The sequence below is a fragment of the Bradyrhizobium sp. SZCCHNPS1003 genome, from assembly GCF_032381555.1.
Lineage (GTDB): Bacteria > Pseudomonadota > Alphaproteobacteria > Rhizobiales > Xanthobacteraceae > Bradyrhizobium.
In genome coordinates this window covers 40,035-60,954 of sequence record NZ_JAUHIU010000017.1, presented here as the reverse complement: position 1 = coordinate 60,954, position 20,920 = coordinate 40,035, and the positions used below count along the sequence as shown (strand labels likewise).

The window sequence follows — 20,920 nt, the reverse complement described above, 5'->3', positions numbered from 1 at the left end:
AGAGGGCGCGCTACGCCGGCGCGACGTCGCGTACATTCTCGGACGCGGACATCGGAGACGACAGCGCCGGCTGATCGCCCTGGATGGCCGGCGTGGTGCCGACCGGAGCCTCGCGCAGCCAGCGCTCGGCGGCGTCGCGTCCGCGCTGGTACAGCAACTCGATGAAGCTGCTGCCGAGATCGGTCGCATCGCGCTGAGCCAGGGCCTCGATCTCGTCCTCGGCGGCAAGCCGATGAACGCGCGGCGGATGCAGGCCGTCGCTGCGTGCCCATTCGAGCGCCGCGAGCTCGGCGTTCAGGACCGCATTGCCGGCGATCTGGTCGAGACGGCGATCGATCGCGGCCGAGGTCATCGGGACATTGCCGTCGCGCGCGGGCGTGACCTGAACGACCAGCAGGTCGGCGGCGCTGGACTCATGCGCGATCTGGATCAGCGGCGGATTGGTGAGGTAACTGCCGTCCCAATACGCCTCGCCCTCGATGTCGACAGCGGCGTGCAGTTGCGCGGGACAGGTGGAGGCGAGCAGCGCATCCGGCGTGATGCCGGCATTGCGGAAGATCTGCGGCAGGCCGTCACGGGCCCGGGTCGCCGCGATCAGCAGGCGGGGCGCGGCCGGGCCCTGCACGGCGTCGAAATCGATCGTCTCAAGGAGGATGTCGCGGAGCGGGTCGAGATCGAGCGGGTCGGCGCGTCCGCCGCGCAGCCCCGCACCGAACGACACCGAGCTGCTCGCCGGCGAGTACGCGCCGATCACCAACAGCGATCGGAACGACGCCTCCTCCATCAGCCGGGTCCAGAACAAAGCGAGCCGGTTGCGGGCTTCGTCGCGGCCGCCCTTGGCGAGCCCGCTCGCGAGCAGCGCGGCGTTGACCGCGCCGGCGCTGGCGCCGCTGATGGTGTCGAAATCGCAACCGGGCTCCTCGAGCAGGCGATCCAGCACGCCCCAGGTGAAGGCCGAGAACGTTCCGCCGCCCTGCAGGGCCAGCGACAGCTTGCGCGGCGGCCACGTCCGGGGTGGTGGCGGCAGCGTGACCGTTGCGATCGTCTCCGCAAGCGTTCGCTCGGGCGTCTCTGCAGCTTTGGTGTCGCTGATCACGGGCGCGCTCGTGGCCGTCATGATCATCTCGGTAACGGCCGGCGCGACATCGGCTCGTTCCGGCGCAGGGTGCGGTTCGGATGCTTCGGTGGATGGTGCCACGTTCGGCATGATCGGCGCAGCGGGCGCGATCGCCTCAGGCGTGGGCGCCGGGTCTGTAGCGGCCGTGATGCCGGTCGACCAGATCTCGGCGGCCGAGAGCAGCAGGCTGGCGTTCGATCGGGCCGGGGCCGCCTTCTGCTGCGCCGGAGCCTGATCAGTACGGTCATCGTGCGTGGCCGACGAACCGCTGGAATTGGTCTTGCGTAACCACATGCAGGAATCATGACAGGCAATCATGATTCACGCCAGAGTCCCGCGTTAACTTATTAGCTGATGAATCGCCGGTGTTGCTGCGCAGCCGCTGTGAAATCAGGGCGCAACACAGGTTTTCCGTATTTGTCCGGAGTGATTACTTCTTCGCCCCGATCTTGCTCTCGGTGCCCGACTGCAATCGCTTGATGTTTTCGCGATGCATGTAAACGAGCAACAGTGTGAGCAAGGTGAACAAGGCGGCCAGCGCGGTGTGACCGAAAGCCCACAGCACGATCGGCGTCAGCACGCTGGCGACGAGTGCCGCGAGCGATGAGTAGCGGAGCGCGAACGCGGTGGTGAGCCACACCAGGCAGAAGAAGATGGCGCCGGGCCAGAACAGGCCAATCAGAATACCGATGTAGACCGCCACGCCCTTGCCGCCGCGGAACTTCAGCCACACCGGGAACAAGTGGCCGAGGAAGGCGCCGAGGCCCGCGATCATCGCGGCATTCGGGCCGCCGAGATAGCCGGAGATGATGACTGCGGCCGTGCCCTTCAGCGCGTCGCCGAGCAGGGTTGCTGCCGCGAGCCCCTTGCGTCCGGTGCGCAGCACGTTGGTGGCGCCGATATTGCCGGAGCCGATGCTGCGCAGATCCTGCGTGCCGGCCAGCCTGGTCAGGATCAGGCCGAACGGGATGGACCCCAGGAGATAGCCGATGATGAGAGCGAGGGGCAGGAAGGCTTCGGAACCCATCACACCACTCCTTCCGAGCTTGGCCTTGCGTCAGACATGTTCGAACACGGTGCGGCCGCCGACGATGGTGCGGACCACGCGGCCGGTGAAGCGGGCTTCGTCGAACGGCGTGTTCTTGCACAGCGATTTGAGGTCGGCCGGATCGAGGATCCAGGGCACGTCGGGATCGATCACGATGACGTCGGCCGGCGCGCCCGCCCGCAAGGTGCCGCCGGGCAGGCCGAGCAGCTCGGCGGGCCGGGTCGACATCGCGCGGATCAGGGTCGTCCAGCTCAGCTCGCCATTGTGTACGAGCCGCAGCGCCGCCGGCAGCATGGTCTCAAGGCCGACCGCGCCGCTCGCAGCCTCCGCGAACGGCAGCCGCTTGACCTCGACGTCCTGCGGCGTGTGGTCCGACATGATGACGTCGATCAGGCCCGAGGCCAGCGCCTCGACCAGCGCGCGGCGGTCGACCTCGGTGCGCAGCGGCGGCGTCAGTTTCAGGAAGGTGCGGTAGGGGCCGATGTCGTTCTCGTTCAGGGTGACGTGGTTGATCGAGACCGACGCGCTCACCGTGAGGCCTGCCTCGCGGGCCCGCCTGAGGATGTCGAGCGAGTCGATCGAGCTCAGCGCTGCCGCGTGATAGCGTCCCTTGCTGAGCGCCACCAGGCGCATGTCGCGTTCGAGCACGACGGCTTCCGCTGCGGGCGGAATGCCGTAGAGGCCGAGCCGAGAGGCAAACTCGCCTTCGTTCATGACGCCTTCGCCGACGAGATTGGGATCCTCGGTGTGATGCACGATCAGGGCGTCGAAATCCCGCGCGTAGGTCAGCGTGCGGCGCATCACCTGCGCGTTCATCACGCTGGTATGGCCATTGGAGAAGGCGACCGCGCCGGCAGCGCGCAGCAGCCCGATCTCGGTCATCTCCTCGCCGCGCAGGCCCTTGGTCAATGCCGCCATCGGCTGGATGTTGACGATGGCGGTGTCGCGCGCGCGGCGCAGCACGAAGTCGACGGTCGCCGAGTTGTCGATGACCGGCTCGGTGCCGGGCTGGCAGATGATGGTGGTGATGCCGCCGGTCGCGGCGGCCTGGCTGGCGCTGGCGAAGGTCTCGCGATGGCCCAGACCCGGCTCGCCGACGAAGGCGCACATGTCGATCAGGCCGGGGGCCACGATCTTGCCGGCGCAGTTGACGACGTCGGTGCCCTCGGGCACGCCGGCGGCGCCGATGCCGCGCTTGAGGTCGCGGATGACGCCGTCGGCGATCAGCACGTCGCCGGGGCCGTCGAAGTCGCGGGAGGGGTCGATCACGCGCGCATTGGCGAGCAGGATCGGACGGCGGTCGGTCAGCATGGCGTTTTGTCCCGACTTCTGTATCACGCGTTGGGCAGGTTGCGGGCCAGTGCTTCGAGCACGGCCATGCGCACGGCAACCCCCATTTCGACCTGTTCCCGGATCAGCGATTGTGCGCCATCGGCAACGATGGACTCGATCTCGACGCCGCGGTTCATCGGTCCCGGATGCATGACCAGCGCGTCTGGCTTGGCGTAAGCGAGCTTCTTCTGATCGAGCCCGAAATACTGGAAATATTCCGACGACGACGGCACGAACGAGCCGTTCATGCGCTCGCGCTGCAGCCGCAGCATCATGACGATGTCGGCGCCGTTGAGGCCCTCGCGCATGTCGCGCGCGACCTCGACGCCCATCCGCTCGATGCCGGGCGGCAGCAGCGTGGAGGGCGCGACGATGCGGACGCGGGCGCCCATCGTATTCAGCAGCAGGATGTTGGAGCGCGCGACGCGCGAATGCAGCACGTCGCCGCAGATCGCGATCACCAGCCCCTCGATGCGGCCCTTGTTGCGGCGGATCGTCAGCGCATCGAGCAGCGCCTGGGTCGGATGCTCATGCGCGCCGTCGCCGGCATTGATCACGGAGCCATCGACCTTGCGAGCCAAGAGCTCCACCGCGCCGGAGGCGTGGTGACGGACCACCAGGATGTCCGGATGCATCGCGTTGAGCGTGACCGCTGTGTCCATCAGGGTCTCGCCCTTGCGCATGGACGAGGACGACACCGACATGTTCATGACGTCGGCGCCAAGCCGCTTGCCCGCGATCTCGAACGAGGACTGGGTCCGCGTCGACGCCTCGAAGAACAGGTTGACCTGGGTCCGGCCGCGCAGCACGGTGCGCTTCTTGTCGACCTGACGATTCAGTTCGACATACTCCTCGGACAGATCGAGGAGACCGGTGATGTCGTGGGCGGAAAGGCCCTCGATTCCCAGCAAATGCCGGTGCCCGAGGACGAAAGTCGATTTCGGAGAGGTTGCCATTAAAGCCAGAGCTATAGGCGCGGTTTCCATGGGGGGCAAGGCCGAAAGCCGGGGTTCCGAGTTATCCCCCGTTCCGTCTTTCGAGCCTCTCAGGGGGCTCCAAACCATGGGCTGGCGGGCCATCGCCGGACGAGGTCCGCTCCGATATGCCCTGATCCTGCTGGCGGCGATCGTGCCGGCTTGTGCGGGCGCGTTGCCGTTCGATTTCGTCTATCTCCGCGACATCGACCCGACGATCCTTCAGGACATCCGTTATGCCGGCAGCAACAATTTCGTCGGCCGCCCTTTGCCGGGCTACGAGGCGGCCGAATGCGTCGTGACGCGTGACATGGCGCGGCGGCTGCAGGCCATCCAAGCCGAGCTGCGGCCGCGCGGCCTGTCGCTGAAGATGCTCGACTGCTACCGGCCGGTGCGTGCCGTGGCGGAGATGCTGGCCTGGTCGCAGGACGGCGTCGAGACCACGGCCGGTCGCCGTTACACTCCGCGCATTGCCAAGCAGGACCTGTTCCGTCTCGGCTACATCGCCGTGCGTTCGAGCCATTCGACGGGTGCGGCGCTCGATCTCACGCTGGTCGAGCTCGCGGCGGATAATTCGGCGGTGTTCGACCCGGCCAAGGACTACGCGGACTGCACCGCGCCCGCAGCGCTACGCGCGCCCGAGGGCAGCGTCGACATGGGAACCGGCTACGACTGTCTAGATCCCAAGGCGCATACCGCCGCGCAAGGATTGACGCCCGAGCAGCGGCGCTGGCGCGATGAGCTGCTCTCGGCCATGGCGCGGCAAGGTTTTGTGAACTATGCCAAGGAGTGGTGGCACTTTTCGCTGCCGGGCGCTGGCGCGACCACTTATGTTTTTCCCATTCGGCCGCGCCGATGATCGATCTGTAGCAGGGCACGGCCATGACGCAGTCTTCCTTCGCGACCCATGAGGTCTTCAACCAGTCGCCGCCATTCGAGGACGTCAACCTGTTCACGGCAGACCAGCCGCTGGTCGACGCGGTGAAGGCCAATGGCGGTGCTGGCGCCGAGCAGGAGCTGTCTGCGTTCGGTGCGCTGTGGGGCTCGGCCGAGATGGCCGAGCAGGGCCGGCTCGCCAACGAGAACACGCCGAAGCTGCGCAGCTTCGACGCCAAGGGCTTTCGGCGAGACGTCGTCGAATTCCATCCGGCCTACCATGCGATGATGTCGCGCTCGGCCGCGGCCGGCCTGCACAATTCGACATGGACGGCAGAAGGCCAGCCCGTCGGCGGCTGCTCGGAGGTGGTGCGCGCCGCGAAGTTCTACATCGCCTCGCAGGTCGAGAGCGGGCATCTGTGTCCGATCACGATGACGCGGGCCTCGGTGGCGGCGCTGGCCGCCCAGCCGGATCTGCTGGCAAGAGCGATGCCGGTCATCGCGACTGATGACTACGATCCGGCGTTTGCGCCGTGGTGGCAGAAGCGCGGCATGACGCTCGGCATGGGCATGACCGAGAAGCAGGGCGGGACCGACGTGCGCGCCAACATGACGCGCGCTGAGCGCACGACCGATGGCTATCGCATCACGGGGCACAAATGGTTCATGTCGGCGCCGATGTGCGACGCCTTCCTGGTGCTGGCGCAGGCCGAAGGTGGCCTGACCTGTTTCTTCATGCCGCGCTTCAAGCCGGATGGCTCGGTGAACGCGATCCAGTTTCAACGCTTGAAGGACAAGCTCGGCAACCGCTCCAATGCCTCGTCGGAGGTGGAGTTCGTCGGCGCCTATGCGGAGCGGGTCGGCGACGAGGGCAGGGGCATCAGCACCATCATCCAGATGGTGCAATTGACGCGGCAGGATTGCGCGATCTCGTCGGCCGGCCTGATGCGCTCGGGGCTGGCGCACGGGCTGCATCACGCGCGCCACCGCAGCGTGTTCCAGAAGCATCTCGCCGACCAGCCGCTGATGCAGGCGGTGCTCGCCGACATGGCTCTCCATGTCGAGGCGACGGTGGCGCTGGTGATGCGGCTGTGTCAGGCGTTCGATCGTGCGCCTCTGTCGCCGCGGGAGGCGAACTACGTGCGGCTGCTGACGCCCGCGATCAAATACTGGGTGTGCAAGAGCGCGCCGCCGTTCCTGTATGAGGCGATGGAATGCCTCGGCGGCAACGGCTATGTCGAGGACGGCATTCTCGCGCGCCATTTCCGGGAGTCGCCGGTCAATGCGATCTGGGAGGGCTCGGGCAACGTGATGTGCCTCGACGTGCTGCGGGCGCTGGCGCGCGAGGCGGAGGCGGCCGCGCACGTGCTGATGCAACTGAAGGCAGCGACCAGCGGGCTTCCCGGCGCGGCGGAGGCGCTCGCTTTCATCGAGACCGGCTTCCGCCGGCCGGATTCCGAGCGCGTTGCCCGGCTTGCGGTGGAGAAACTGGCGCTGCTCGCCGCCTGCGCCGCGCTCAACGTGGTCATGCCTCGCCATGCCGAACTGTTCGCCGCCACGCGGCTCGCCGCCGTGCATCCGAGCATGTATGGCGCGGTCGATCTCGATCCCGCCGATATCCGTGCCTTGCTGGAGCGCGCCCTGCCTTGACCGATTCTCCTGAAGCCGCCGTCGCAGACTCGCTCGATCCGGCCAATCCACCACAACAGGTCGCGCCTGCGAAACACCAGCCGCGCACGCTCGGCTTCTGGTGGACCGCGCTGTGGGGCTTCGTGATCTTCATCGCGCTGTTCGCCGGCCAGGCTGCGGTGGTCGGCTATTTTCTGCTGATGCGGGACGGGCCGACCGATGCCGCTGCGCTGGTCCACATCGCCAGCCGCGGGCTGACCTTGTCGCTGTCGGTGATCATGGGCCTGCCGGCCGTGCTGCTGGCGGTCTATTTCGCCGTCCGTCACACCCGCACGCCCTTCGCCGAATATCTCGGCCTGCGCTGGACGTCGTGGAAGTATGTCGGCATCGGCATCGTGGGCATGGTGGTGATCGTCGTCGCCTGGGACCTGATGTCACGAGCGACGGGGCGCGAGGTCTCGCCGGGCTTCATGTTGGACGTCCTGAAGACGGCCAAGGGCGACGGCACGGTCTGGCTGATGGTGCTCGCCTTCTGCGTTGCGGCGCCGCTGTCCGAGGAATTGTTCGCGCGCGGCTTCCTCTATCGCGGCTGGTCGGATTCGTTTCTGCGGGTGCCGGGCGCGATCGTCCTGTCGTCGCTGGTCTGGACCGCGATGCATCTGCAGTACGACTGGTACTTCTTCCTCGAGGTGCTCGCGCTCGGCCTGTGGTTCGGCTATCTGCGCTCGGTCAGCCATTCGACCTGGCTGACCGTCGTGCTGCATGGCCTCAACAACCTCGCCGCCACCGTGCAGACCATGTGGCTCGCCAGCGGCCACTCCTGAGCGGCGGTGTTCAGCCGGCCCAGGCGATCGCGAGCGGCATGGTCAGCGCCGCCAGCACGGTTTGCAGTGAGATGATCTGCGCCAGCAGCGGCGCGTCGCCGCCCATCTGCTTGGCCAGCACATAGGCGCTCGGCGAGGTCGGCACCGCCGCGCAGATCGCGACCACGATGAGGCTCGGGCCGGTGACGCCGAACCATCCGGCGAGCCCGATCGCGAGGAGAGGCATCAAGACCAGCTTGAGCACGACGCCGAGCGCGGCGGCCGGGCCGGCGCGGCGCAAACCTTCGAAGTGCAGGCCGGCGCCGGTCACCAGGAGGCCGATCGGCAGCGACGCCTGGCCGAGCGCGTCGGCGGCATCATGCCAGAGTTTAGGCAGTGGCACCCGCGCGACGTTGAGCGCGAGGCCGAGGACGCAGGCCCAGATCAGTGGATTGCGCACGATGGTGGCGAGGATCTCGCGGAGCGAGCGGCGGTTCGGCGAGGCATAATGGGCGAGCACCGCGACGCTGAACACGTTGACCATCGGGATGATCGCGATCATCCCGACCGACGCCACCGCAAGGCCGGTGGGGCCGAACAGGCTGGCCGATACGCTGAGCGCGACGTAGGTCTGCCAGCGCGTCGCGCCCTGGAAGATCGAGGTGAAGGCCGGTCCGTCGACGCCGGCGCGCGCGAGCAGCGGCCGCAGGGCGAGGCAGAGCGCGGACATCGCCAGCATCGCCAGGAACAGCGCACCGCCGATGCCGGCCACCGGCACCTTGCTGAGATCCGCCTTGACGAGGCTCTGCAGCAGCAGGGCGGGGAACAGCACGTAGTAGGTCAACCGCTCCAGCCCGTGCCACTGGGTATCGAGCCGCATCAGGCTGCGCCGCAGGCCAAAGCCGACCACGATCAGCAGGAACACCGGCGCCAGCGCCGCGATGACGGGGCCCATGCGACTACTGACCCGAGCGGCGCAGCGTCGTCAGCCGGTCGAGCGCACCCTGCAGGATGAAGATCGCCGCATGCGTATCGATCACCTCGGCGCGTTTGGCGCGGCTGACATCCATGCCGATCAACTCGCGCTCGACCGCCGCCGTCGACAGCCGCTCGTCCCACAGGCCGATCGGCAGGTCGGTAAGGCCGGAGAGATTGCGCGCGAACGCCCGGGTCGATTGCGCCCGCGGCCCCTCGCTGCCATCCATGTTGATGGGCAGGCCGAGCACGAAGCCGACCACCTTGCGCTCGGCGCAAATGGCAAGCAGCCTGATGGCATCGGCCTTGAAGGCCTTGCGCTGGATCGTCTCGACGCCGGTGGCGAGCCGGCGATCGGGATCGGACACGGCGACGCCGATGGTCTTGGTGCCGAGATCGAGGCCGACGAGCGCGCCGCGCTCGGGCCAGCGGCCGGCGGCTTCGACAAGGGGGAGAATGGGGGCGGGCATGGCAATGCGCTTAACACGCAGGCGCGTGGCGAGCCAGCAGGTGAGGGCGTGCATCGCTTCGCCGCCCCGATGAAGCTCGCGCACGCGAGTCGACCGGCCCAGATGTCGAGCGTTGCAGTCTTTCCCGGATGCGCCGGCTTCGGATCATCAAGCGAAGCTGGTGGAGCGCGAGAGCTTGTTCCAGGCACTCACTTCGGCTTTCATGCCCTCGATCTTCTGCTCGACCAGGGCCAGCGCGTCCTCACCGAGGAACAGCCGTACAGGCGGTTTTTCGGCTTCCACGAGGGCAAGCAATGCCTGTGCGGCCTTCGCGGGATCGCCGGGTTGGTTTCCGCTCTTGGCCAATCGGGCGGCGCGAATCGGATCCATGACGGCGTCGTAGTCGGAAATGCTGCGTGGCGTGCGATCCATGGACCGTCCCGCCCAATCGGTCCGAAACTGACCGGGCGCAAGCGCAATGACGCGAATGCCGAAGGCGGCCACTTCCTTGCCGAGCGACTCCGAGATGCCCTCCAGCGCGAACTTGCTGCCGCAATAGAAGCTGATCCCGGGCATGGTGATGAAGCCGCCCATGGAGGTCACATTGACGATATGGCCGCGCCGCCTCGCGCGCATCCCCGGCAACACGGCCTTCATCATCGCGACAGGGCCGAACACGTTGGCGGCGAACTGCCGCTGCAGATCGTCGAGCGAGGACTCCTCCAGCGTGCCCTCGTGACCGTAGCCGGCATTGTTCACCAGTACGTCGATCGCGCCAATCTGCTTCTCGGCCTCTGCCACAGCAGCCGGGATTGCATCGAAATCCGTAACGTCGATCACGAGAGGATGAGCCTTGCCCGCTGCAAGCGCGGCAAAAGCCTCGGCATCGCCGACCCTTCGCACGGTCCCGATCACCCGATGGCCGGCGGCCAGCGCGCCCTTTGCGAACGCTCGGCCCAAGCCCGAGCTGACGCCAGTGATGAGGAAAATCTTCGAATCGGCAGCCGCCATCGTACAACTCCGCATGACAAGGTTATCTATATCATGATATAGATACTGCATGGCACGTGGCAAGACCGAACATTCATCCAGTGGCATGAGAGGCGAGCCGCTTCGTCGGCACGTCCTCGATGCCGCAGAGCGGCTTCTCCGTCAGGGCAGGGCCGATTTCTCGATGCGGGACCTTGCCGCTGAGGCGGGGGTCAGCTTCGCGACGCCGTTCAATCAGTTCGGCAACAAGGCCGCGATCATGCAGGCTCTCTCCATACGTCGGATCGACACCATGGAGGTGCGGTACGCCGCCGCGCCACCATCGAGAGATGCAAATGCCCGCGTGCTATTGGCTATTGATACGGCGGTGGCAGTGATGTTGGAGAATCCAGACGTGAACCGGACCGTGATGGGATGGCTGGGTGCCGCCCAGGCTTCGCCCGGTCAGACGCTGTCCCGATCCACTGCCTTCTGGGCACTGGCCTTGGGGAAGGGAGAGGGACTGAGGGCCGGCCGGCGAGAACAAGCCCTGCGCTGCCTTCCAGAGCAACTCGCCTTCAGTTTCCGCGGCGTGTTGTCCTTCTGGACTGCGGGCGAATTGTCGGATGCGGCGCTCGCCCCGCGTGCGCGAGACATGGCGAGCGCCTTGTTGCTCGGCTACCTAAATTGACGTCCGATAGGGGCGGCTTGATCGACTGACCCGCCGATCCCGGGTCTCTGTCGGCCAGCTTCAGGCGCGCCTGCGGCGGGCTCCTTGTCCAAGGTTTGCTTTCGCAGGACGATTCCCGACTCCTCGTGAGGACGCGGCGCTCCCGGGATGCCCTCACGAGGAGATCGGCGGAGCTTAACGGATCGCGATCGGGTTGATCATGCCCTGGACGCCGCCGCGCCAGCGTGGCTGGCCGAGCACAAACAGGAACTCGTAGCCCTTGTCCTTGGCCAGTTCCGCCGTGTCCATGTTCTCCAGGATGTAGGTCCCGTTCATGGCGAGCAGGATCTGGTGCACCTCGAACAGGTTCGACGACTCGAACGGGATCGCCTCCACCGCCCAGTTGTCGGCGCCGACTGCGACCACACCCTTCGAGGTCAGGTATTTGGCGCCTTCGACGCCGAGACCGGGTTCGCCGGCGCCGTAACGCTTGTCGTCCTTGCCGATCAAACCAAGCCAGCCGGTGTGGAAGATCACGATGTCGCCCTGGCGGATCTCGACGCCCTGCTTCTTGGCAGCTTCCTCGATCTCCTTGACGTTGAACGCCGTGCCTTCCTTGACCACGTCGGTGTTGTAATAGGCGGCCATGTCGAGCAGCACGCCGCGCGCCACCAATGGCGGCACCTTCTCGATGCCGAGCTTCTTCAGGCCGGTCGGATCGGCGAAGTCGAGCAGCTTGTTGCCGTTGTAATAGACGTGCTCGATGCCGAGATGGCCGAGCCCGTCGATCTGGCTGCCGACGCCGACCCAGCCTTCGACGATGTCGTCATTGTAGGTCGCCTTGTTCGGGCCGAGGCCGGGAATTCCGGCCTGGCCCGGCTGCACCACGGTGATCTTGAACGAACGCGGCGGATAGGCCGGCGTCTTGGAATCGACGATCATGCCGAGTGGGTAGGTCTTGCCGGTCTTCACCAGCGAGGCGGCTTTGACCACGAGCTCCGGCGTGATGTAGTTGGCCGCGCCGATCTCGTCCTGTGGGCCCCATTTCGATTTCGTCCAATCCGGGGTCTTGTCCTGGGCATTGGCCGTCCCGATCGCACCCATCATGGCAATCGAGCAGCACAACACGAACGCGTTGCGCATCGCATTTCCTCCGACATGTTGACGTTTGTTGTGTTTCGCGCTGGCCAGCGCCACATCCTAACGTAGTAGAGGATGGCGCGACAAAATTATTTTCGCGCGCGTGCGCTGCACAGCGCCCGAAAGTCGCATCGGTCGAAATGGCCGCGTTTCATGGTCGAGAACGTCATTTCGCGCAATGGAATGTGACGCTCGCCGGCAACGTTCAGTACAATCTCCGGGTGAATCCGCTCAAGCCGCGATGTCGTGATCCCGGCCGGCGAGGCCGGCCATGAAGGCCGAGAGCGCGCTGCTGCGATGCGCCGCGCGGCGATGGATGAACAGTGTTTCGACCTTTGCATGAACTGCATCGAGCGTGTGCAGGCTGACGCTGCCGATCATCTCGTTGCGCGTCAATACGGCGCGTGGCAACAGCGCGACGCCCATGCCGGCGGTGACGCAGCCGATCATGCCGTCGAGCGTGCCGAGCTCGATGCGCGCTGCCGCGGGCCAGCCGAAATCGTTGAAGACCTGCTCCAGCCGCTGCCGGTAGGTGCAGCCGGCCCTGAACACCAGCGCCGTCGGACCGGACGCCGTTGTCGCCGCACGCAGAGCCGGCAGGCTTTCGAAGCGCCGGGCCGTCACCAGCACCAGCTCTTCCTCGAAGGCGATGATGCCCGAGAGATCGGGATGGTCGATCGGGCCGGCCACGAAGGCACCCTCGAGCGTCCCGTCGAGCACTGCGGCCACCAGCTCGGCAGTTGGCGCCGTGCGCAGGCCGAGGGCGACCGCCGGGAAGCGTCGATGAAAATCCGCGAGCAGCGTCGGCAGCCGCACGGCGGCGGTCGTTTCCATCGAGCCGATCATCAGCGGTCCCTTGGGATCGCCGTCGTCGCGCGCCGCGAGCAGCGCTTCGCGCGACAGCGCCGCGATCCGGTCGGCATAAGGCAGCAGGCGCAGTCCGGCATTGGTCAGGGTCATGCCGCGGCTGTGCCGCTCGAACAATGCGGTGCCGACCTCGGCCTCCAGCGCCTTGATCCGCTGGGTCACGTTGGACTGCACCGTGTTGAGGGCTTCCGCCGCGCGCGTGATACCGCCGGTGCGCGCAACAGCCGCGAAAGTCTGGAGGTCGCTCAGCTCCACGGCCAATCTCCGTTTTGAATCTGCGATGGCAGAGTTCTCAAGTATTCATTTTGAGAGAATGTTAGCCGCGCCTAAACTCGCCGTCCAGAGATGAGGAGACTGTGATGCCGCTACGGACGGCGCTGACAGAAGGGCTCGGCATCAGCCATCCGATCCTGCTGGCGCCGATGGATGGGATTGCCGATGCGCGGCTGGTGCGCTCGGTCAGCGGCGCCGGCGGCTTTGGCATTCTGGGCGGCGGCTACGGCAATCGGACGTGGCTCGCGCATGAAATTGCGGAGCTCGAAGGCCTGCGCGCGCCGTTCGGCATCGGCTTCATCACCTGGTCGCTGGCCAAGCAGCCCGATCTGCTCGACATCGCGCTCGCCGCGCGGCCTGCGGCGATCATGCTGTCGTTCGGCGATCCCGCGCGCTTTGCGCCTGATATCAAGTGTGCCGGTGCGCTGCTGATCTGCCAGGTGCAGAGTGAGGTGATGGCGGAGCAGGCGATTGCGGCCGGGGCTGACATCCTGATCGCGCAAGGAACCGAGGCGGGTGGTCATGGCGCGTCGCGGACCACGCTCGATCTCGTGCCGGCGATCGTCGACCTCGCGGCCGGCCGCTTGCCTGTGGTGGCTGCGGGCGGTCTCGCCGATGGCCGCGGCCTTGCGGCGATGCTGATGCTGGGGGCGGAGGGCGTGCTGCTCGGCACGCGCTTTTATGCCAGCCGGGAGGCTGCCGGCGCCGACGAGGCCAAGCGGCGGATCTGCGCGGCAAAATCCGGCGAGACCGTGCGCGGCATCATCTTTGATCTGTCGCGCAACAATGTCTGGCCAGCGCCGTTCACCGGCCGCTGCCTGGTCAACGATCATGCGCGCCGCTGGATGGGACGCGAGGTCGATCTGCTGCAGCAGGTCGAGACCGTCTCGGCCGACTATATGAAGGCACGCGCCAACGGCAATTTCGACATTGCAGCGGTCATCGCCGGCGAGGCGGTCGGTCTGATCCATGATATCCCACCGGCCGGCGAGATCGTCGCGCGCATCGTCAGCGAGGCCGAGCACATTCTTCAGGGACGGCGCAATTCATCCGCCGTCTCAGCCGAGCAATAGGAGCAGACCATGTGGCCCGATCGCCGTTTCGCTGATCTCGTCAAGACCGACCATCCGATCGTGCTCGCCCCGATGGCGGGCGTGGCCGACGCCGAGCTTGCGATCGCTGTGGCCGAAGGCGGCGGGTTGGGGTCGCTGGCGTGTGCGATGATCTCTGCCGACAAGATGCGCGAGCAGGTCAACATCTTCCGCCAGCGCATTGCCGCGCCGATCAATGTGAATTTCTTCTGCCACACCGCGGTCGAGGCCGATGCGATCAGCGAGGCCGGCTGGAGGCGGCGGCTGGCCTCCTACTACCGCGAGTACGGCATCGATCCCGATGCGGAGGTCCAGGCGGCCAATCGCGCGCCGTTCGATGAAGCGATGTGCCTTGCCGTCGAGGAGCTGAAGCCGGAGATCGTCAGCTTCCATTTCGGCCTGCCTGAGCCCGGGCTGCTCGCGCGCGTGAAGGCGACCGGCGCGGTCGTGCTGACGTCGGCGACCGTCGTGCGCGAGGCGGTCTGGCTGGAGCGGAACGGCGCCGACATCATCATTGCGCAAGGTGCCGAGGCGGGCGGCCATCGCGGCATGTTCTTGACAGACAAGCTCGCCGAGCAGGTCGGCACGTTTGCTCTCGTGCCGCAGATCGTGGACGCCGTGAAGTTGCCGGTGATCGCGGCCGGCGGCATCGCCGATGCGCGCGGCATTGCCGCTGCGTTCGCACTCGGCGCCTCCGGCGTGCAGATCGGCAGCGCTTTTCTGCGCAGTCCCGAATCCAAGGTCAGCGTGCCGGCGCGCGCGGTGCTGGCCGCCGCCAGCGACGAATCGACCGTCATCACCAACGTGATGACCGGTCGGCTCGCCCGCGGCGTCGCCAACCGGGTGATGCGCGAGGTCGGGCCGATCTCGCCGGATGCACCGGCCTTTCCGCATGCGGCGACGGCGCTCGGACCGCTGAAAGCCGCAGCCGAGAAGCAGGGCCGGGTCGATTTCACCAATCTCTGGGCCGGGCAGGCGCTCCCGCTTGGGCGCGAGATGCCGGCGGCCGAACTGACGCGGAGCCTGGCCGAACAGGCTCTGGCGCGGCTGCGGAGCATGGCGGGCTGACACCTCGGGCGGGATGTTGCCCCAGGAAAGTCCAACGGCTGCCGGTTGCGGCGCGAAAGCGGGCTCTGCTATAGGGCGGGTTCACCTTGTCCCGTGAGGCCCTATATAATGTCGGTCGATGCCGCCACCGTCCGCCGGATCGCGCAATTGGCGCGGATCGCTGTCACTGACGCCGAGGTCCCGCATCTGCAGGGCGAACTCAATGCGATGCTGGATTTCGTCGAGCAGCTGTCGGAGGTCAATGTCGAGGGCGTCGAGCCAATGACCTCGGTGACGCCGATGGCGATGAAGAAGCGTCAGGACGTCGTCAATGACGGCGAGATCGCCGACGACATCGTCAAGAACGCGCCGGCGACCGAGAACCACTTCTTCCTCGTGCCGAAGGTCGTGGAATAGCCAAGGGGTTGGATTGGTCGCTGCTCCGGCGCGATCGACCCGAGCCGTAACCGACAAGCGAGCCAACGCCATGTGCCTGCTCTGCGACGATGAAGCGGCCTACAAGGCCTATATGGACTATCTCGACGCGATGGAGCGGCAGGGCAAGGCCGCCGATCCGGACAAGGCCGTGAACGAGATTCTCGACCAGCTCGAAGCGGCCGCCAATATCAAGAAAGCCTCCCCTGCGAAGAACAAGTTCTTCGCGGACGACCCGGCCGACGACAAGACGCTTTCTCCTTTCTTCTGCAGCCCGATCAACAGATGACCGATTTGACTTCGCTGACGCTCGCCGAGGCCCGCAAGGGCCTCGCGAGCAAGACCTTCACGTCGCTCGAGCTGACCGACGCTCATCTCAAGGCCATCGAGGACGCGCGCGCCCTCAACGCCTTCGTGATGGAGACGCCGGATCAGGCGCGCGCCATGGCGCGCGACGCCGACGCCAGGATCAACAAGGGCGAAGGCGGGCCGCTGGCCGGCATTCCGCTGGGGATCAAGGATCTGTTCGCCACCAAGGACGTCCGCACCACGGCGTGCTCGAAGATCCTCGGCAATTTCGTGCCGCCTTACGAGTCGACCGTGACCTCGCAGCTCTGGCGCGACGGCGCGGTCATGCTCGGCAAGCTCAACAATGACGAGTTCGCCATGGGCTCGTCGAACGAGACCTCGTGCTTCGGCCCGGTCGGCAACCCGTGGCGCCGCGAGGGCTCCAACACCACCTTGGTGCCGGGCGGCTCGTCCGGCGGCTCGGCTTCGGCGGTGGCCGCGCTGCTCTGCATGGGCGCGACCGCAACCGACACCGGCGGCTCGATCCGCCAGCCGGCGGCGTTCACCGCCACTGTCGGCATCAAGCCGACCTATGGCCGCTGCTCGCGCTGGGGCATCGTCGCCTTCGCCTCGTCGCTCGACCAGGCCGGGCCGATCGCGCGGACGACCCGGGATGCGGCGATCCTGCTGCGCTCGATGGCCGGCCACGATCCGAAGGATACGACCTCGGTCGACATCCCCGTGCCGGACTACGAGGCGGCGATCGGCAGGTCGGTGAAGGGCATGAAGATCGGCATTCCCAAGGAGTACCGGCTGGACGGCATGCCGGCCGAGATCGAGAAGCTCTGGAGTGAGGGTGCGGCGTGGCTGAAGGCGGCCGGCGCCGAGCTGGTCGAGGTGTCGCTGCCGCACACCAAATACGCGCTGCCGGCCTATTACATCGTGGCGCCGGCCGAGGCGTCCTCGAACCTCGCCCGCTACGACGGCGTCCGCTATGGCCTGCGCGTGCCGGGGAAGTCCATCGGCGAGATGTACGAGAACACCAGGGCCGAAGGGTTTGGCGCCGAGGTCCGCCGCCGCGTCATGATCGGAACCTATGTGCTGTCGGCCGGCTATTACGACGCCTATTATCTGCGCGCGCAGAAGGTCCGCACCCTCATCAAGAAGGATTTCGAGGACTGCTTCGCCAAGGGCGTCAACGCCATCCTGACCCCGGCGACACCGTCGGCCGCCTTCGGCATCGGCGAGCAGGGCGGCGCCGACCCGATCGAGATGTATCTCAACGACATCTTCACGGTGACCGTGAACATGGCGGGACTGCCAGGCATCGCCGTGCCCGCCGGCAAGGACAGTCAGGGGCTGCCGCTCGGGCTGCAACTGATCGGCCGTCCGTTCGACGAGGAGACGCTGTTCTCGCTCGGCGAGGTCATCGAGCAGGCGGCGGGACGCTTCACGCCGGTCCGGTGGTGGTAAGCGTCGCCGATTTCAAGACGAGCCTCGCGGGCGACGCGCCCGCGGCCGGACTGTCGCCCGTGCTGACCGGCCTGTGGTGGCTGGCGAAGGGCGACTGGGACCGCTCGCACAAGATCATTCAGGACGAGACCGGCCGCGACGCGGCCTGGGTGCACGCGCATCTGCATCGCGTCGAAGGCGATCTCGGCAATGCCGCCTACTGGTATCGGCAGGCCGGGCAGCCCGTCGCCAAGGATGCATTGGATATTGAATTTGAGCGGATCGTCTCCGCGCTGATGGGGAGTTGAGGGCCATGACGGCAACCAGCGGCAAGCTGATGAAGGGCGCCACCGGCGACTGGGAGGTCGTGATCGGCATGGAGATCCATGCCCAGGTCACCTCGAAGTCGAAGCTGTTCTCGGGCGCCTCGACCGCGTTCGGCGGCGATCCCAACAGCCACGTCTCGCTGGTCGACGTGGCGATGCCGGGCATGCTGCCGGTCATCAACGAGGAGTGCGTGCGGCAGGCCGTGCGCACCGGGCTCGGGCTGAACGCCAAGATCAACCTGCGCTCGGTGTTCGACCGTAAGAACTATTTCTACCCCGACCTGCCGCAGGGCTATCAGATCAGCCAGTACAAGGATCCGATCGTGGGCGAGGGCGAGGTCGCGGTCGAGCTCGACGGCGGCAAGACCGCCACGATCGGCATCGAGCGCCTGCACCTCGAGCAGGATCCCGGGAAGATGCTGCACGACCAGTCGCCGTCGCTGTCCTATATCGACTTCAACCGCTGCGGCGTGGCGCTGATGGAGATCGTCTCCAAGCCGGACATCCGCGATGCCGAGCAGGCCAAGGCCTATGTGACCAAGCTGCGCTCGATCCTGCGCTATCTGGGCACCTGCGACGGCGACATGGAGAAGGGAAGCCTGCGCGCCGACGTCAACGTCTCCGTGCGCAAGCCGGGCGGCCCGCTCGGCACCCGCTGCGAGATCAAGAACATCAACTCGATCAATTTCATCGGCCAGGCGGTCGAGGCCGAGGCGCGGCGCCAGATCGAGATCATCGAGGACGGCGGCGCGATCGAGCAGGAAACCCGGAGGTTCGATCCCGACAAGGGCGAGACGCGCTCGATGCGGTCCAAGGAGGAGGCGCACGACTACCGTTACTTCCCGGACCCGGACCTGTTGCCGCTGGAGTTCAGCCAGGCCTTCGTCGACGAGCTGAAGGCGGGCCTGCCGGAGCTCCCGGACCAGAAGAAGGCGCGCTTCATTGCCGATGTCGGCCTCTCGCCCTATGACGCCTCGGTGCTGGTGGCCGAGCGCGAGAGCGCGGCGTTCTATGAGAGCGTGCTGGAGGCGCTGTCCGACCGGGCGCGCGACGGCAAGCTCGCCGCCAACTGGGTGATCAATGAGCTGTTCGGCCGGCTCAACAAGGAGGGCCGCGACATCGCGTCCTCGCCGGTGTCGGCTTCTCAGCTCGCCGCGATCGTCGCGCTGATCGGCGAGGGCACCATCTCCGGCAAGATCGCCAAGGACCTGTTCGAGATCGTTTGGAGCGAGGGCGGCGAGCCGCGCGAGCTGGTCGAGAGCCGCGGCATGAAGCAGGTGACCGACCTCGGCGCGATCGAGAAGGTGGTCGACGAGATCATCGCCGCCAATCCGGACAAGGTGGCGCAGGCGAAAGCGAAGCCGCAGCTGGCCGGCTGGTTCGTCGGTCAGGTGATGAAGTCGTCGGGCGGCAAGGCCAATCCGCAGGCGGTCAACGACATCCTGAAGAGCAAGCTCGGCATCTGAAACGGCGATCGCTCGTCTTCGTTCCAGCGGCGCGCACACGGTGCGCGCCGTTTTGTTTGACCCGACGACTTCGCGAATCGCTGCGCGCGATTCGCAAAAAAGCCACCATTGCCGAGCGTTCGAACGCACACGAGGGCGTGTGCAATGAAAATTTTTTCGTTGCCAAAATTTACGACTCAGAGTCCGCGCGCCGCCTTCATCGTGCGAGTCCGCGCCTTGCGATGTGCACGCCGCCACTTTCGCGCTGTCATGTAGCAGTTCAGAAAATGCTTGCAGCGTAGGCTTTTTCTGCAATGTCTATCAGTAGCGCGCTTGGCGTCGCGCGCAGCCGCGTGCGCGTTTGCGATGTCGAACCTCGCACTGCTTCGCGCGTTGCGTCAGCCGCGTGCGCGCGCGCCTGTCAACACTTCCTTAAGCCGGAAGCTGTTTTTTTTCACTCGTTGGTGTATCGATGAGGAGTGCAGCTCGATTCCCGAGTGCACGCATCGACTAAGCCATCTCACATCGGAGGGCAACATGGCCAAGAAAGCGAAGAAGGCGAAGAAGGCAGTGAAGAAGGTCGCGAAGACCGCGGCGAAGAAGACTGCCAAGAAGACCAAGAAGGTCGCCAAGAAGAAGTAACTCTCGCAGTCCTTGCGAGATGAGTCCGGCAGCTGATGCCGGCACGTCGTTGGAACGCAGGTCGGCATAGCTCCTCGCGAGCCGGGCAGATCTCCTGAAGCTCCAACAGACGATAGAGGGTGTCGGCGAGACATCAGGTCAACGGTCGGATCGAACTCGAGAGCGGCTTCGCTCGCGGTGCGGTCCGGCAGAAGAAACAGGATTTCTTCGTTCGGTGCAGATCGCGTTTCCGGTCTGCAATCTCACGAGCGGCTATCAGCCAGAGTGGGATCTGATCCTGACGTGTTCGCCGACGCCCTCGATCCCTGAGCACCGCGCCTCCGGCGACTGCGTGCCTCCCAGTCTCCCATAGACGAACGACCTTATTAGCAGCTCGGCGTACTCGTGCCGCAGTGCGCTACGCAATCTCCCGCACCCTGTGTCAAGACGTGTCCGGTCCCAGTGCGGCTGTTGACCGCCTGCGTGGTGCGCTCCGCCCCGGAGCGGTGAAGCGCTTTCGCGGATGGTTAGGGGTTTGCCAAACAGAACGGTAAACCGCTCTTTGCCGAGTTGAAGAATCCATTTCGAATCAATGCATTGAAGCCGTCCCGGGAAAATGCGGGGTTCCGCGTTCAGGGCTCGTTCAGCACGATGTTTAAACTGCCTTTCAAACTTGATCGGTCATCCTTCGCGCATAAGCCGCGAGACGGCATGGGGATAACCAGGCGTTGAACAGTTGGACGGGGGCGTGCTCGGGTGACCGGCCGCCTCCTCGGGCGAAGGAGAGCGACGATGTTTCAGGGACAACTCAATTTTGATGATGTGACCACTGCGGAGCAGGGCGCCAGCGGCGATGTCCTGTTCGAGCTCGGCATGCTCTATGCGAGCGGTCGCGACGGTGCGGTCGATCTGATCGCCGCGCACAAATGGTTCAATCTCGCCGCCCTCAGGGGGCGCGTCGACGCCGTGGCAATGCGCCGCGAGGTCGCCGAGCAGATGTCGGATGCCGAGATCGCGACCGCGCAGCGTGAGGCGCGCGCCTGGATGACCGCGCACTGAGCGAACTCGGCCGCGACTTGGCGGATCTCGCTTT

Annotated in this window: 21 protein-coding genes; 12 read left to right on the top strand and 9 right to left on the bottom strand. The window is 66.1% G+C overall.

From position 1 onward, the window contains the following. Window positions 1-10: 10 nt before the first annotated feature. The 4 genes from QX126_RS25710 to QX126_RS25695 all read right to left on the bottom strand — a co-directional run bounded on the left by QX126_RS25710 (window position 11) and on the right by QX126_RS25695 (window position 4,453). On the bottom strand, window positions 11-1,411 hold the full coding sequence (locus QX126_RS25710) for a patatin-like phospholipase family protein (protein WP_315784503.1): 1,401 nt from the start codon (window positions 1,409-1,411) through the stop codon (window positions 11-13). 136 nt (window positions 1,412-1,547) lie between these two features. Then, entirely contained in the window at window positions 1,548-2,144 is a 597-nt protein-coding gene (gene plsY / locus QX126_RS25705; protein WP_315784501.1) for a glycerol-3-phosphate 1-O-acyltransferase PlsY, read from the bottom strand. 30 nt (window positions 2,145-2,174) lie between these two features. Beyond that, complete coding sequence (locus tag QX126_RS25700; protein WP_315784500.1) at window positions 2,175-3,476, bottom strand: dihydroorotase; 1,302 nt, start codon at window positions 3,474-3,476, stop codon at window positions 2,175-2,177. A 23-nt stretch (window positions 3,477-3,499) separates the two neighbouring features. Further along, window positions 3,500-4,453: an aspartate carbamoyltransferase catalytic subunit gene (locus QX126_RS25695; protein ID WP_315740287.1), complete on the bottom strand. Its 954-nt coding sequence runs from the start codon at window positions 4,451-4,453 to the stop codon at window positions 3,500-3,502. Window positions 4,454-4,559: 106 nt separating this feature from the next. On the opposite strand from QX126_RS25695, the gene QX126_RS25690 reads away from it, so the two are divergent. Genes QX126_RS25690 through QX126_RS25680 form a run of 3 tightly spaced genes read left to right on the top strand, consistent with a single transcriptional unit; the run spans window position 4,560 to window position 7,800 of the window. After that, window positions 4,560-5,330, top strand: coding sequence for a M15 family metallopeptidase (locus QX126_RS25690; protein WP_315784498.1), 771 nt, complete (start codon window positions 4,560-4,562; stop codon window positions 5,328-5,330). Between the two features lie 23 nt (window positions 5,331-5,353). Continuing rightward, entirely contained in the window at window positions 5,354-6,997 is a 1,644-nt protein-coding gene (locus tag QX126_RS25685) for an acyl-CoA dehydrogenase family protein (protein WP_315784496.1), read from the top strand. Continuing rightward, window positions 6,994-7,800, top strand: a complete 807-nt coding sequence (locus QX126_RS25680; protein WP_315784495.1) for a CPBP family intramembrane glutamic endopeptidase — start codon at window positions 6,994-6,996, stop codon at window positions 7,798-7,800. Before QX126_RS25685 ends, QX126_RS25680 begins: the two co-directional genes overlap by 4 nt. A 10-nt stretch (window positions 7,801-7,810) precedes the next feature. On the opposite strand, the gene QX126_RS25675 is transcribed toward QX126_RS25680, so the two are convergent. The 3 genes from QX126_RS25675 to QX126_RS25665 all read right to left on the bottom strand — a co-directional run bounded on the left by QX126_RS25675 (window position 7,811) and on the right by QX126_RS25665 (window position 10,214). Beyond that, window positions 7,811-8,734 carry an AEC family transporter gene (locus QX126_RS25675; protein WP_315784493.1) on the bottom strand — a complete coding sequence of 308 codons (924 nt, stop codon included), beginning with the start codon at window positions 8,732-8,734 and terminating at the stop codon, window positions 7,811-7,813. Between the two features lie 4 nt (window positions 8,735-8,738). After that, window positions 8,739-9,224, bottom strand: a complete 486-nt coding sequence (ruvX, locus tag QX126_RS25670) for a Holliday junction resolvase RuvX (RefSeq protein WP_315775206.1) — start codon at window positions 9,222-9,224, stop codon at window positions 8,739-8,741. Between the two features lie 147 nt (window positions 9,225-9,371). After that, window positions 9,372-10,214: an oxidoreductase gene (locus QX126_RS25665; protein ID WP_315784491.1), complete on the bottom strand. Its 843-nt coding sequence runs from the start codon at window positions 10,212-10,214 to the stop codon at window positions 9,372-9,374. Window positions 10,215-10,263: 49 nt separating this feature from the next. On the opposite strand from QX126_RS25665, the gene QX126_RS25660 reads away from it, so the two are divergent. Further along, a complete protein-coding gene (locus QX126_RS25660) occupies window positions 10,264-10,863 on the top strand; it encodes a TetR/AcrR family transcriptional regulator (RefSeq protein WP_315784489.1) in 600 nt (199 codons plus the stop codon). Between the two features lie 174 nt (window positions 10,864-11,037). Here QX126_RS25660 and QX126_RS25655 read toward each other — a convergent pair whose 3' ends face one another. After that, window positions 11,038-11,985, bottom strand: a complete 948-nt coding sequence (locus QX126_RS25655) for a cyclase family protein (RefSeq protein ID WP_315740280.1) — start codon at window positions 11,983-11,985, stop codon at window positions 11,038-11,040. 228 nt (window positions 11,986-12,213) lie between these two features. Further along, window positions 12,214-13,104: a LysR family transcriptional regulator gene (locus QX126_RS25650; protein WP_315740279.1), complete on the bottom strand. Its 891-nt coding sequence runs from the start codon at window positions 13,102-13,104 to the stop codon at window positions 12,214-12,216. A 104-nt stretch (window positions 13,105-13,208) separates the two neighbouring features. Between QX126_RS25650 and QX126_RS25645 the strand changes: the two genes are divergently transcribed. From QX126_RS25645 to QX126_RS25610, 8 genes are all read left to right on the top strand, one after another. Beyond that, window positions 13,209-14,195, top strand: coding sequence for a nitronate monooxygenase (locus QX126_RS25645; protein ID WP_315740278.1), 987 nt, complete (start codon window positions 13,209-13,211; stop codon window positions 14,193-14,195). Window positions 14,196-14,204: 9 nt separating this feature from the next. Then, a complete protein-coding gene (locus QX126_RS25640; RefSeq protein WP_315784487.1) occupies window positions 14,205-15,281 on the top strand; it encodes a nitronate monooxygenase family protein in 1,077 nt (358 codons plus the stop codon). A 108-nt stretch (window positions 15,282-15,389) separates the two neighbouring features. After that, window positions 15,390-15,677: an Asp-tRNA(Asn)/Glu-tRNA(Gln) amidotransferase subunit GatC gene (gatC, locus tag QX126_RS25635; protein ID WP_315773127.1), complete on the top strand. Its 288-nt coding sequence runs from the start codon at window positions 15,390-15,392 to the stop codon at window positions 15,675-15,677. A 70-nt stretch (window positions 15,678-15,747) separates the two neighbouring features. Beyond that, entirely contained in the window at window positions 15,748-15,984 is a 237-nt protein-coding gene (locus QX126_RS25630; protein ID WP_315784631.1) for a hypothetical protein, read from the top strand. Next, complete coding sequence (gene gatA, locus QX126_RS25625) at window positions 15,981-17,456, top strand: Asp-tRNA(Asn)/Glu-tRNA(Gln) amidotransferase subunit GatA (RefSeq protein WP_315784485.1); 1,476 nt, start codon at window positions 15,981-15,983, stop codon at window positions 17,454-17,456. Before QX126_RS25630 ends, gatA begins: the two co-directional genes overlap by 4 nt. After that, window positions 17,447-17,743 carry a hypothetical protein gene (locus tag QX126_RS25620; RefSeq protein ID WP_315740273.1) on the top strand — a complete coding sequence of 99 codons (297 nt, stop codon included), beginning with the start codon at window positions 17,447-17,449 and terminating at the stop codon, window positions 17,741-17,743. Before gatA ends, QX126_RS25620 begins: the two co-directional genes overlap by 10 nt. A gap of 5 nt (window positions 17,744-17,748) precedes the next feature. Next, entirely contained in the window at window positions 17,749-19,227 is a 1,479-nt protein-coding gene (gene gatB / locus QX126_RS25615; protein WP_315784483.1) for an Asp-tRNA(Asn)/Glu-tRNA(Gln) amidotransferase subunit GatB, read from the top strand. Window positions 19,228-20,619: 1,392 nt separating this feature from the next. Beyond that, window positions 20,620-20,886: a hypothetical protein gene (locus QX126_RS25610; protein ID WP_315740271.1), complete on the top strand. Its 267-nt coding sequence runs from the start codon at window positions 20,620-20,622 to the stop codon at window positions 20,884-20,886. The last annotated feature ends 34 nt before the right edge of the window (window positions 20,887-20,920 follow it).

What these genes read in the sequence shown, in the direction of transcription:
- plsY (WP_315784501.1), bottom strand. Translation starts at nt 2,144, where the DNA reads ATGGGTTCCGAAGCCTTCCTGCCCCTCGCTCTCATCATCGGCTATCTC.
- QX126_RS25690 (WP_315784498.1), top strand. Translation starts at nt 4,560, where the DNA reads ATGGGCTGGCGGGCCATCGCCGGACGAGGTCCGCTCCGATATGCCCTG.
- QX126_RS25640 (WP_315784487.1), top strand. Translation starts at nt 14,205, where the DNA reads ATGTGGCCCGATCGCCGTTTCGCTGATCTCGTCAAGACCGACCATCCG.
- QX126_RS25665 (WP_315784491.1), bottom strand. Translation starts at nt 10,214, where the DNA reads ATGGCGGCTGCCGATTCGAAGATTTTCCTCATCACTGGCGTCAGCTCG.
- QX126_RS25710 (WP_315784503.1), bottom strand. Translation starts at nt 1,411, where the DNA reads ATGTGGTTACGCAAGACCAATTCCAGCGGTTCGTCGGCCACGCACGAT.
- QX126_RS25700 (WP_315784500.1), bottom strand. Translation starts at nt 3,476, where the DNA reads ATGCTGACCGACCGCCGTCCGATCCTGCTCGCCAATGCGCGCGTGATC.
- QX126_RS25630 (WP_315784631.1), top strand. Translation starts at nt 15,748, where the DNA reads ATGTGCCTGCTCTGCGACGATGAAGCGGCCTACAAGGCCTATATGGAC.
- gatB (WP_315784483.1), top strand. Translation starts at nt 17,749, where the DNA reads ATGACGGCAACCAGCGGCAAGCTGATGAAGGGCGCCACCGGCGACTGG.
- QX126_RS25685 (WP_315784496.1), top strand. Translation starts at nt 5,354, where the DNA reads ATGACGCAGTCTTCCTTCGCGACCCATGAGGTCTTCAACCAGTCGCCG.
- QX126_RS25645 (WP_315740278.1), top strand. Translation starts at nt 13,209, where the DNA reads ATGCCGCTACGGACGGCGCTGACAGAAGGGCTCGGCATCAGCCATCCG.
- QX126_RS25695 (WP_315740287.1), bottom strand. Translation starts at nt 4,453, where the DNA reads ATGGCAACCTCTCCGAAATCGACTTTCGTCCTCGGGCACCGGCATTTG.
- QX126_RS25655 (WP_315740280.1), bottom strand. Translation starts at nt 11,985, where the DNA reads ATGCGCAACGCGTTCGTGTTGTGCTGCTCGATTGCCATGATGGGTGCG.
- QX126_RS25675 (WP_315784493.1), bottom strand. Translation starts at nt 8,734, where the DNA reads ATGGGCCCCGTCATCGCGGCGCTGGCGCCGGTGTTCCTGCTGATCGTG.
- QX126_RS25610 (WP_315740271.1), top strand. Translation starts at nt 20,620, where the DNA reads ATGTTTCAGGGACAACTCAATTTTGATGATGTGACCACTGCGGAGCAG.
- QX126_RS25660 (WP_315784489.1), top strand. Translation starts at nt 10,264, where the DNA reads ATGGCACGTGGCAAGACCGAACATTCATCCAGTGGCATGAGAGGCGAG.
- gatA (WP_315784485.1), top strand. Translation starts at nt 15,981, where the DNA reads ATGACCGATTTGACTTCGCTGACGCTCGCCGAGGCCCGCAAGGGCCTC.
- gatC (WP_315773127.1), top strand. Translation starts at nt 15,390, where the DNA reads ATGTCGGTCGATGCCGCCACCGTCCGCCGGATCGCGCAATTGGCGCGG.
- ruvX (WP_315775206.1), bottom strand. Translation starts at nt 9,224, where the DNA reads ATGCCCGCCCCCATTCTCCCCCTTGTCGAAGCCGCCGGCCGCTGGCCC.